This is a genomic window from Glycomyces tenuis DSM 44171, assembly GCF_000427885.1.
GTDB lineage: Bacteria > Actinomycetota > Actinomycetes > Mycobacteriales > Micromonosporaceae > Glycomyces > Glycomyces tenuis.
Map to the genome: position 1 here is coordinate 227,695 of NZ_ATYW01000009.1, position 10,552 is coordinate 238,246.

Annotated in this window: 9 protein-coding genes and 1 pseudogene; 7 read left to right on the forward strand and 3 right to left on the reverse strand. The window is 72.1% G+C overall.

Annotation, left to right across the window (positions count from 1 at the left end; translation table 11 throughout):
• Positions 1 to 57 precede the first annotated feature (57 nt).
• Both YWW_RS0112680 and YWW_RS0112685 read right to left on the reverse strand, forming a co-directional pair.
• Positions 58 to 897, reverse strand: a complete 840-nt coding sequence (locus YWW_RS0112680) for a beta-keto acid cleavage family enzyme (RefSeq protein ID WP_026930419.1) — start codon at positions 895 to 897, stop codon at positions 58 to 60.
• 1 nt (position 898) lies between these two features.
• Positions 899 to 2,386, reverse strand: a complete 1,488-nt coding sequence (locus tag YWW_RS0112685; RefSeq protein WP_051325735.1) for a KamA family radical SAM protein — start codon at positions 2,384 to 2,386, stop codon at positions 899 to 901.
• 149 nt (positions 2,387 to 2,535) lie between these two features.
• Here YWW_RS0112685 and kdd point away from each other — a divergent pair.
• From kdd to YWW_RS0112710, 5 genes and pseudogenes are all read left to right on the forward strand, one after another.
• A pseudogene (gene kdd / locus YWW_RS30060) lies at positions 2,536 to 3,573 on the forward strand (L-erythro-3,5-diaminohexanoate dehydrogenase); the annotation flags it as partial.
• 113 nt (positions 3,574 to 3,686) lie between these two features.
• Entirely contained in the window at positions 3,687 to 5,261 is a 1,575-nt protein-coding gene (kamD, locus tag YWW_RS0112695; protein WP_026930421.1) for a lysine 5,6-aminomutase subunit alpha, read from the forward strand.
• Positions 5,258 to 5,998, forward strand: a complete 741-nt coding sequence (gene kamE / locus YWW_RS0112700; protein ID WP_026930422.1) for a lysine 5,6-aminomutase subunit beta — start codon at positions 5,258 to 5,260, stop codon at positions 5,996 to 5,998. Before kamD ends, kamE begins: the two co-directional genes overlap by 4 nt.
• Positions 5,995 to 6,375, forward strand: coding sequence for a 3-aminobutyryl-CoA ammonia lyase (gene kal / locus YWW_RS0112705; RefSeq protein WP_026930423.1), 381 nt, complete (start codon positions 5,995 to 5,997; stop codon positions 6,373 to 6,375). Before kamE ends, kal begins: the two co-directional genes overlap by 4 nt.
• Positions 6,372 to 7,712, forward strand: a complete 1,341-nt coding sequence (locus tag YWW_RS0112710; RefSeq protein ID WP_026930424.1) for a glutamate mutase L — start codon at positions 6,372 to 6,374, stop codon at positions 7,710 to 7,712. The genes kal and YWW_RS0112710 overlap by 4 nt, the downstream gene beginning before the upstream one ends.
• A 12-nt stretch (positions 7,713 to 7,724) precedes the next feature.
• Here the strand turns inward: YWW_RS0112710 and YWW_RS0112715 are convergent, their stop codons facing one another.
• Positions 7,725 to 8,324, reverse strand: a complete 600-nt coding sequence (locus YWW_RS0112715; protein ID WP_026930425.1) for a TetR/AcrR family transcriptional regulator — start codon at positions 8,322 to 8,324, stop codon at positions 7,725 to 7,727.
• An 88-nt stretch (positions 8,325 to 8,412) separates the two neighbouring features.
• Here YWW_RS0112715 and YWW_RS0112720 point away from each other — a divergent pair, with 88 nt between their 5' ends.
• Positions 8,413 to 9,291: an SDR family NAD(P)-dependent oxidoreductase gene (locus tag YWW_RS0112720; RefSeq protein WP_026930426.1), complete on the forward strand. Its 879-nt coding sequence runs from the start codon at positions 8,413 to 8,415 to the stop codon at positions 9,289 to 9,291.
• 52 nt (positions 9,292 to 9,343) lie between these two features.
• Positions 9,344 to 10,525, forward strand: coding sequence for a low temperature requirement protein A (locus YWW_RS0112725; protein ID WP_026930427.1), 1,182 nt, complete (start codon positions 9,344 to 9,346; stop codon positions 10,523 to 10,525).
• Positions 10,526 to 10,552 lie beyond the last annotated feature (27 nt).

Consider the following 10,552-nt stretch of genomic DNA (forward strand, 5'->3'; position numbering starts at 1 on the left):
GGAGCGCCGAGAAGGGCGGCGGGGCCCGGCCGATCGCGGCCGGGCCCCGCCCGTCGCTCAGGCGGGATCGCGGACGCCCAGCAGCGTCCGCGCCTCCTCCGGCGCCATGGCCGGGCGCTGCACCAGGTCCGCCGCCTCCGCTGCCCGGCGGACCAGCTGGTCATTGCCCGTCACCGGCTGCCGCCTGGCGAACGACACCGTGTCCTCCATGCCCACCCGCAGGTGGCCGCCGTGCGCCAGGGAGGAGAACATGACCGGGAGGGTCGTCCTCCCGATCCCCGTGGCCGAGAACGTGGTCCCCGCGGGCAGGTGGCGGCGGACCGCCTCGGCGAAGGCCGTCACCGTCGAGGCGTCCCCGGCCGCGCCGCCCGGCACGCCCAGCACGAAGTCCACGTGCACGTGGCCGCCGTACGGCATGCCGTGCAGGTCCAGCAGCCGCTCCAGCGCCGCCACGTGCCCCAGGTCGAACAGCTCGTACTCGGGCACGATCGCCTTGTCCTGCATCCGCTCGTGCAGGCGGGTGACGAACGACCACCGGTTCAGGAACACGTCGTCGCCGAAGTTCACCGTGCCCATCGTGCACGAGGCCATGTCCGGCGCCGCGTCGAGCACCCTCAGGCGGTCCTCCTCGGGGTCGGTGACCGCCCCGCCCGTCGACAGCTGCACGACCAGGCCGGTCGCCTCACGCAGCGCCCCGACCGCCTCGCGCAGCCGCCCCGTGTCGAGCGTCGGCCGCGCCTCGTCGTCCCGCAGGTGCACGTGGATCACCGAGGCGCCCTCGCGTTCGCACGCCGCTGCCGTGGCCGTCAGCTCGGCGAGCGTGACCGGCAGCGCCGGGACCTCCCGCTTGTCGAGCTCGGCCCCCGTGGGGGCCACCGTGATGAGCGTCCCGGCCATGTCAGGCTCCGGCGTCGGCCGAGGAGGACGCCTGCCGCTCGCTCGCCTCCCGCGACCTGGCCGCCGCCTCGTCGCCGTCGGCCCTGACCCGCTCGGGCGACTTCATGTTCCGCCACCATTCCTGGCCGGCCTTCGGGAGCGTGTCGATCGGGTCGTAGAAGGGGTAGCGGCGCGTCAGCGCGTCGGGGTCTTCGGCCTCGATCGAGGTCCGGTAGTTCTTCGTCCAGTACGAGATGCCGAGCTCGCGGTCGTACTCCGAGAGCTGGTGGACCCAGCGCTTGCCGACCATCGGCACGTCGCAGATGATGCGCGGCGTCGCGTACCCCGGCAGGTAGCCCATGATCGCGGTCTGGAGGTCCTGCGCCTGCGCCACCGAGGTCCGCCAGTGCTCGGCGTTGGGGATCATGTCGCACATGTAGAAGTAGTACGGCAGGATGTTCGCCTCGCCCTGCATCGCGAAGCACAGGTCGAGCAGCGCCTCGGGGGTGTCGTTGACGCCGCGCATGAGCACGCCCTGGTTGCGCACGTCCCGCACCCCCGCGTCCAGCATCGCCGCCGCCGCGGCGGCGACGGCCGGGGTCACCGAGTTCACGTGGTTGATGTGCGTGTGGATCGCCAGGTTCACGCCCTGGCCGGCGGCGCGCTTGGCGACGCGGCCCATGCCCTCGACGATCTCGTCCTGGAGCCAGTGCTGCGGCAGGCCCATGAGCGCCTTGGTCGCCAGGCGCACGTCGCGGATCGTCTCGATGTCGAGCAGCCGGTCCAGGAAGGACTCCAGGTGCTTCCACGGCAGGTTCGCGACGTCGCCGCCGGAGACCACGACGTCCCTCACGCCGGGGTGCTCGCGCAGGTAGTCGAGGATCGCCGACTGCCGGTCGACCGGCTTGAGCGAGAGCCTGCGCTTGTCGACCGTCGGCGTGGAGTTCCCGACCAGGTCCATGCGAGTGCAGTGCCCGCAGTACTGGGGGCAGGTCGACAGGAGCTCGGCGAGCACCTTGGTGGGGTAGCGGTGGGTCAGGCCCTCGACGGCCCACATGTCGTGCTCGTGGAGCGAGTCGCGCGCCGCGAACGGGTGCGAAGGCCAGTCGGTGCGCCGGTCGGAGGCCACCGGGAGCATGTAGCGGCGGATCGGGTCGGCCGCGAGCGCGTCGGTCCACGAGCCCGGGGCGGTGTCGTCGAGCTCGGGCACCATCGTGTTGAGCATCTGCGGCGGCAGCAGCATCGACATCGTCGCCGAGTTCGCCATGTCCGCGGCCAGGTCCTCGTAGAACGACTCGTGCAGCCGGTCGCCGACCACCTCGCGCAGCTGCCCCACGTTCTTCACGCAGTTCACGCGCTGCCACTGCGCCGAGGACCACTGCTCGGCGGTGACGTCGGCCCAGCCGGGGAACCGCGTCCAGTCCGGTTCGACCAGCGTCCGCCTGCGGTATTGGTAAGGCTGCTCGATCGCGGTGGGCTGTTCGCCGTCGTGCGCTCGTCCGATCACCATCGCACCTCCATGTCCGGGATGTTGGCCCGGGAAACCTGCGAGACGGCGGATGGCCGTCTTGTGACGAGGATAACCTTCCGTTACAGTTGAGCGCCAGGTCTCGCATATTGAGATCCTATAAATTCCTTGCCATTGGAAGGGCGGCAACGATGTCGACAGGCTCACCAGTCGGATCGCACCGAGTCGTCAGCCCCGCCGGGGTGCTGCCACAAGCAGCGGATGAACTGGACGACAATCCCGATATAGCCGAAAACGAGGTCAGGGTCCGCGTCGAGCGCCTCAACCTCGACGCCGCCTCCTACCGGCAGCTCCACACCGCCCACCGCGGCGACGGCGCCGCCATCCGGGCCGAGGTCCTCGAACTCATCGAGCGCCGCGGCAAGATGCACAACCCCCGCACCGGCTCCGGCGGCATGCTCATCGGCACCGTCGACGCCGTCGGCGAACGCTCCCCGCTGGGCCTCAAATCTGGCCAGAAGATCGCCACCCTCGTCTCGCTCACCCTCACGCCGCTGCGCATCGACGACGGCCTCGAACGCTGGGACGGCCTGAGCGAACAGGTCCCCGCCTCCGGGCACGCCGTCCTCTTCGCCCGCTCCATCGCCGCCGTCCTCCCCGAGCACCTGCCCGAGCCGCTCGCCCTCGCCGTCTTCGACGTCTGCGGCGCGCCCGCCCTCGTCCGCCGCGTCGTCGCCCGCCGCGCCCACGCCCGCGCGGCCGTCGCCGTCCTCGGCGCCGCCGGCAAGTCCGGCTCGCTGTCCCTGGCCGCCGCCCGCGACGCCCGCGCCGCCACCGTCCTCGGCGTCGTCCGCGACGAGGCCGAGGCCGAGCGCCTCAAGGCCACGGGCCTCGCCGACCGCGTCGCCGTCGCCGACGCCACCGAGCCGCTCGCGCTCGCCGAGGCGGTCACCGACGCCCTCGACGGCCGCGGCGCCGACGTCACCGTCGTCTGCGTCGACGTCCCCGGCTGCGAGCACGGCGCCGTCCTCTCCACCGCCGCGGGCGGCACCATCGTGTTCTTCTCCATGGCCACCTCCTTCTCCGCCGCCGCCCTCGGCGCCGAAGGGCTCGCCGCCGACGTCGAGATGCTCATCGGCAACGGCTACGTCCCCGGCCACGCCGACTACGCCCTCCAGCTCCTGAGCGCCAACCCCGCGCTCATCGAACTGTTCGAGGACCGGACCGCTGTGCCAATCGATGGCTCGCAAGCGTCGCCAAGGGTGCCAATCGATGGCTCGCAAGCGTCGCCAAGGGTGCCGATCAACGGCCCGCAAGCGTCGCCAAGGGAGGGCGAGGCACGATGACCGCCGCACCGCTCCTCCCACTCGACCCCGACCTGGTCGACCGCGCCCGCCGCCTCGCCGCCCAGGCCGGACGGCCCGTCGTCGACATGGCCCGCGGCCGCACCACCGTCTCGGTCGAACGCGCCACCCTCCGCCTCGCCGGGCTCACCGGCGCCGACCCCGACGGCATCCCGTGGGTCAACCGCCTCGTCGACGCCGTCGCCGAGCAGACCGGCATCGAGCACGGCGCGGCCCTGCCCGTCTTCCACGCCCTCGCCCGAGGGCACCACCCCGACCTCACCCGCCTCGCGCACGCCAGTGCCGCCGGCGGCGTCGAGTTCGAACTGCCCACGGGCAGAGCGGCCGAGACCGCCCGCGAGCTCGCCCGCGCCGCCGTCGGCACCGGACTCGACCGGATCGACGCCCAGCGGCGCGCCCGCGCCGACATGGTCGCCGAGATCGGCGACCCGCCCCAGCGGCCCTGGATCTACCTCATCGTCGCCACCGGCGACATCTACGAGGACATGCCCCAGGCCCAGGCCGCCGCCAGAGCCGGGGCCGACATCATCGCCGTGATCCGCTCCACCGGGCAGTCCCTCCTCGACTACGTCCCCGAAGGCGCCACCCGGGAAGGCTTCGCCGGAACCTACGCCACCGGCGAGAACTTCCGGCTCATGCGCGCCGCGCTCGACGAGACCTCCCGCGAGCTCGGCCGGTACGTGCGGCTGTGCAACTACGCCTCGGGCCTGTGCATGCCCGAGATCGCCGCGCTCGCCGGGATGAACCGGCTCGACATGATGCTCAACGACTGCATGTACGGCATCCTGTTCCGCGACATCAACCCGATCCGCACCTTCGTCGACCAGCGCTTCAGCCGCCAGATCCACAGCAGAGCGGGGATACTCATCAACACCGGCGAGGACAACTACCTCACCACCGCCGACGCCGTCGAGGCCGCCCACACCGTCACCGTCTCCCAGCTGCTCAACGAGTACTTCGCGCACGAGGCGGGACTGCCCGACGAACTCCTCGGCCTCGGGCACGCCTTCGAGATCAACCCCGAACTGCCCGAGTCGTTCCGGCTCGAACTGGCCCACGCGCTGCTCGCGCGCCGGCTGTTCCCCGACGCGCCCCTGAAATGGATGCCGCCGACCAAGCACATGACCGGCGACGTCTTCCGCGGCAACCTCCTCGACGGCTTCTTCAACCTCGCGGGGGTCATGACCGGGCAGTCGATCCTGCTGGTCGGCATGATGACCGAAGCGGTCGTCACGCCCTGGCTCTCGGACCGGGACATCGCCCTCCAGAACGTCCGCTATGTCTTGAACGCCTGCTCAGGGCTGGTCGAGGACTTCCACCCGCCCGCCGGCGGCTTCATCGCGAACCGCGCCGGCCAGGTGCTCGGCGAAGCGGTCGATCTCCTGGAACGCATCGTCGACGACGGGCTCCTGAACGCCATCGCCGACGGCACCTTCGGCATCATGAAGCGCCCCGCCGACGGCGGCCGCGGTCTCGAAGGCGTCGCCGAACGCGCCGACGACTACTTCAACCCCGCGAGCGAAGCCCTCGAATCCGGCGAGGGGGACCGATGAGCGGGATCGTCCGCCCCTACGGCGACACCACCGGCGACGGCATGGTGCAGCTCTCCTTCACCCTCCCCGTGCCCCACGACAAACGCGCCGAGGGCGCTGCCGCCCAGCTCGCGGCCAAGATGGGGCTCGACAACGCGATGATCGTCCACGCCAAGGCGATCGGCGCGGGCCACACCTTCTTCGTCGTCTACGGCGCCGCGAGGCACCTGGTGAACCTCGACGAGGTCGAGGTCGTCGAGCGCGACTACCCGCTCTTGAGCCCCAAGGAGGTCAACGACCTCGTCAAGGAGCGCCTCGGCCGCAAACTGTGCGTCGTCGGCGCCTGCATCGGCACCGACGCCCACACCGTCGGCATCGACGCGATCCTCAACATCAAGGGCGTGGCGGGGGAGAAGGGCCTGGAGTACTACCGGGAGCTGCGCGTGGTCAACCTCGGCGCCCAGGTCGCCGTCCCCGACCTCGTCAACCGCGCCCTCAAAGAGGAGGCGGACGCCGTCCTGGTCAGCCAGGTCGTCACCCAGAAGGACGCCCACCTCCACAACACCCGCGAGATGGCCGCCGCCTTCCGCGAGGCCCTCCCGCCCGGCAAGCGGCCCCTGCTCGTCGTCGGCGGTCCGCGCTTCGACGAGCGCGCCGCCGCCGAACTCGGCGTCGACCGCGTCTTCTCGCGCGGCACCACACCGGGCGACGTCGCCTCCTACCTCGTCCACCGCATCATCAAGGAAGCAGCCGCATGACCAGCCACGACGGACTCACCGTGACCCACCGGCGCTACGTCCCGCACAGCCACGCCCACTACGGCGGGAGCCTCGTCGACGGCGCCTACGCGCTCGGCATGTTCGGCGACGTGGCCACGGAGATCTGCATCCGCACCGACGGCGACGAGGGACTCTTCGCGTCCTACTCGGACGTGCAGTTCAAGGCCGCGATCCGAGCCGGGGACGTCGTGGAGGCGACCGGGACGGTCACCCGCACCGGCGCCCGCAGCCGCACCGTCGAGTTCACGTTGACCGTCGTGTGCCGCGCCGACCCGGACCGGAGCGAATCGGCCGCGACCGTCCTCGGCGAGCCGATCACCGCCACCACGGCCACCGGCACCGTCGTGGTGCCATGACGAACGCCGTCATGTGCGTCGACGTCGGCTCGACCTACACCAAGGCCGCCGCCGTCGACGCCGCCACCGGTGTGCTCCTCGGGACGGCATCGCATCCGACCACACTCGGCACCGACGTCATGGACGGTCTGACCGCGGCCGCCGAGGCGGCGGTCCCGCCAGGGGCGAACGTGATCGACACCTTGGTGTGCTCCTCGGCCGGAGGCGGCCTGCGGCTGGGGGTGATCGGCAACGAGCCGCTGGTGACGGCCAGGGCGGCCTACCGAGCGGGGCTCTCGGCCGGAGCCAGAGTGGTGGAGGTCTGCGCCGGTGCCATCGGAGCGGCCGACATGGAGCGGCTCGCCGAGGCCCGACCGGACGTCCTGCTGCTGGCGGGAGGCACCGACGGCGGCGACGAGACCGCGCTCAGGACCCATGCCGAGGCCCTGGCCGCCTCCGGGGTCCGCGTCCCGGTCGTCTTCGCGGGCAACGCCGCGGCGGCGGCGGACATACGCAAGCTCCTCACCGGTGCCGGACTCGATCTGACCTGTGTGGACAATGTCCTGCCGCGCATAGGCGACCTCAGCCCCGTCCCCGCGCGGACCGCGCTCCGCGAGGTGTTCCTGCGCCATGTGATCGCGGGGAAGCACCTCTCGGCCCGAGCCGACTTCACCGACATGGTCAAGGCCGCCACCCCGGACGCCGTTCTGACCGGCATCGAGCTCCTGACCGACCTGCTCGGTGAGGACCTGCTCGCGGTGGACGTCGGCGGCGCGACCACCGACGTGTACTCGGTGCTCACGCCCGACGCTGAGCGCAGTGGTCCGCGCGCCGAAGCCGCCGGAACCGCCTGGCGCTCGAGAACGGTCGAAGGCGACCTGGGCGTGCGCCACACGGCGACCGGCGTCGTCGAGGCGGCCGAGGCCGACGGTCTCGATGTCCCCGCCGCGATCCGCGGCGCCGCTCGCCACCGCGCCGAACACCCCGACTTCAGGGCGGAGACCGAAGCGGAGCAAAGGATCGACGCCGAACTGAGCGCGCTCGCGGCGACCGTGGCGGTCGGCCGCCATGCCAGAGGCGAGCGCATCGGCGGCCCGACCGAGCCGCTCCGAGGCGGCAAGGACCTGGCCGCGGTCGAACTCGTGATCGGCTCGGGAGGCGTCCTGCGACGAGATCCCGAATCACCGCAGTGGCTCAGCGAAGCGGTCTGCGACCACACCGCCGGAGGATTCCGCCCGCCGACCGCCGCCAGAGTCGTCATCGACGCCTCCTATGCGCTCGCCCCGGCCGGACTCCTGGTCACCGCCGGGCACCGGCAAGCCGCCGAGGCACTGCTGCTGTCGGCCTTCGACGTCTGAGAACGGCCCCGTTCACGGGCGCGGCCGGAGCCCGTCGAAGACCACCCCCAGCGCCCGCCCGCGCAGCGCGCGGTCGCTCCGCAACTGCTCGGCGGTCCGCGCGGCTCCTATGAGGATGGCGTTCAGCTCCTCCACGCCCACGTCGCGGCGCACGGCTCCGCCGTCCTGTGCGCGCGCCAGCAGGCGTCCGACGGCGGCGGTCAGCTCCGCCCTCGCCACCGGGTAGTCCCCGCCTGCGGCTCTCGCGGCCACGTCGACGCCGGTGGCGGCGAGGGCGTCGGCGAAGGCGTGCTTGGTCGCGGCCAACTCCGCCCACGTCTCCAGAAAGCCGAAGAACGCGCCGCCGGGATCCGGCGAGTCCGCCAGCTCGCGAGCGCGCTCGGCCAGCCGCCGCAGCCGCCCGATGAACACCGCCTCGACCAGGTCCGGCTTGGTGGGGAAGTGTCTGAACACGGTGCCGACGGCCACCCCGGCCTCGCCGGCGACCGCTTCGGTCGAGGCCTCCGGCCCCTTCGCGTCGAAGACGGCCTCGGCCGCGGCGAGGATGCGCTCGCGGTTGCGGCGCGCGTCGGCGCGCAGCGGCCGGCCTTCACCCGCCCTGGGTTCGCTCATGCGGTCCGCCTCTCCGGTACGTTGACAAGATGAGTCTCCACTCATATTATAAAGATGAGCTTTCACTCATCTTATAGGAGACAACACCATGACCACTGTCGTGATGACCGGCGGCACCTCGGGAATCGGCGCGGTCGCCGCCGCGCGCCTCCGCGAAGCCGGAGCGAGACTGCTCATCGGCGGACGCACCGCCGGCGACGGCGTCCTGCGGCTCGACCTCGCCGACGCGCGAAGCGTCCGCGCCTTCGCCGCCACGGCCGCCGACCGCCTCGACGGCGCCCCCATCGACGCGCTCGTGCTGAACGCCGGCCTCTCCTTCGCCACCGACCGCAACCGCACCGCCGACGGCGTCGAGACCACCTTCGCCGTCAACCACCTCTCGCAGTACCTCCTGTTGCGGCTGCTGCTGCCCCGCCTCGCCGAAGGCGCGCGCGTCGTCCTCACCTCCAGCTCCACCCACGACCCCGAGCACGCGGGCGTCCTGCCCGCGCCCCGCCACGCCGACGCGGCGCTGCTGGCCGACCCCGATCGCGACCCCGCGCGAGACCCGAAACGGGCCGGCGGGCACGCCTACACCGCCTCCAAACTGTGCAACGTGCTCACCGTCGAAGCGCTCAACACGCGGGCCGAGGCCAGAGAGCGCCGGATCACCGCGATCGCCTACGACCCCGGCCCCACGCCCGGGACCGGCCTCTCGCGGGACTTCAGCCCCGGCGTCAAACTCGTCTGGACCCTGCTCGGATCCCCGCTCGGCCGCCTGATGCCGCGGTTCAGCTCGCGCGCCGCCGCCGGAGGAACCATGGCCCGGCTGGCCCTCGGCGAGATCGAACCCCCGGCAGGCCGCCGCTACGTCGCCCTCAGGCGCGGCAGGCCGCAGTGGACCGACCCTTCGGAGCTCGCCCGCGACCCGAAGGCGCGCGACGCGCTCTGGAACGACAGCGCCGCGATGCTGGACCTCGAAGCCTGACTGCGGTACAACTGCGAGGGCCCGAGCCGCGTCCGCTTCCGAGGAGGCCCGCATGTCCGCCGATACTCCGTCTCCGCCGCGCTGGCACCGGCCGATGGCCCCGCGCCGCGCCGACGAGGCCCACCGCGCCGCCACTCCGCTCGAACTGCTCTACGACCTCGTGTTCGTCGTCGCCATCGCCCAAGCGGCCGTGGGCCTCCACCACGCCCTCGCCGAAGCCCACTGGCAGAGCGGGATCGTCGGCTACGCCATGGTCTTCTTCGCGATCTGGTGGGCCTGGCTCAACTTCGCGTGGTTCGCCTCGGCCTACGACACCGACGACACCCTCTACCGGATCGCGGTCATGGTCCAGATGGCCGGGGCGCTCATCCTCGCCGCGGGCATCGAATCGGCCTTCGAGCACCGCGACTTCCTGGTCGTCACCATCGGCTACACCGTGATCCGCCTGGCGATGGTGTCCCAGTGGCTGCGCGCGGCCCGCGCCGACACCGGGCACCGCGCCGCCTGCCTGCGATACGCCGTCGGACTCACCATCGTCCAGATCGGATGGCTGTCGATCCTGGCGCTGCCCGACTCGGCCCGCGGCATCGCCTTCGCGGTCATGGTGTGCGCCGAACTGGCCGTGCCCGTCATCGCCGAGCGGGCCTCCGCCACCACCTGGCACCCCCACCACATCAGCGAGCGCTACAGCCTGTTCACCATCATCGTGCTCGGCGAGACCGTCCTGGCCTCGACACTGGCCGTCAAAGCCGCCTTCGACACCGGCCACGACCGAGTCCAGGTCCTCGTCACCGCGGCGGCCGGACTGGTCGTCCTCTTCTCGATGTGGTGGCTCTACTTCGACCGGCCCGTCCACGACCTCCTCACCAACCTGCGCATGGGATTCCGCTGGGGCTACGGCCACTACTTCGTCTTCGCCTCGGCCGCCGCGGTCGGCGCCGGTACGGAGATCGCCGTCGAATCGATCGAGGGCGAGACTCACCTCGGCCCGATCGCCTCCGCGGCCCCCGTGGCGGTGGCCGTCGCCGTCTACGTCCTCAGCGTCTGGGGCCTCCAGGTCCTGCCGCGCGGCCGCGGCCAGTTGGCCTGGGCCTATCCGCTGTGCGCGGCCCTGGTGCTCGCCTCCGCCTTCGCGCCCCAGACCCTCGTGGTCATCGCGCTGCTCCTGGCGGGACTGGTGGCCTGGACGGTCGCCGTCAATCACCGCGAGGCCGTCCGGTTCCCGGCGAGCTGAGCCCGCGCGCCCCGCGGCCGATACGAT

Bases quoted from the DNA above. Each gene is read 5' to 3' on its own strand.
- YWW_RS0112710 (WP_026930424.1), top strand. From the start codon at position 6,372: ATGACGAACGCCGTCATGTGCGTCGACGTCGGCTCGACCTACACCAAG.
- kamE (WP_026930422.1), top strand. From the start codon at position 5,258: ATGAGCGGGATCGTCCGCCCCTACGGCGACACCACCGGCGACGGCATG.
- YWW_RS0112680 (WP_026930419.1), bottom strand. From the start codon at position 897: ATGGCCGGGACGCTCATCACGGTGGCCCCCACGGGGGCCGAGCTCGAC.
- YWW_RS0112725 (WP_026930427.1), top strand. From the start codon at position 9,344: ATGTCCGCCGATACTCCGTCTCCGCCGCGCTGGCACCGGCCGATGGCC.
- kamD (WP_026930421.1), top strand. From the start codon at position 3,687: ATGACCGCCGCACCGCTCCTCCCACTCGACCCCGACCTGGTCGACCGC.
- YWW_RS0112720 (WP_026930426.1), top strand. From the start codon at position 8,413: ATGACCACTGTCGTGATGACCGGCGGCACCTCGGGAATCGGCGCGGTC.
- kal (WP_026930423.1), top strand. From the start codon at position 5,995: ATGACCAGCCACGACGGACTCACCGTGACCCACCGGCGCTACGTCCCG.
- YWW_RS0112715 (WP_026930425.1), bottom strand. From the start codon at position 8,324: ATGAGCGAACCCAGGGCGGGTGAAGGCCGGCCGCTGCGCGCCGACGCG.
- YWW_RS0112685 (WP_051325735.1), bottom strand. From the start codon at position 2,386: ATGGTGATCGGACGAGCGCACGACGGCGAACAGCCCACCGCGATCGAG.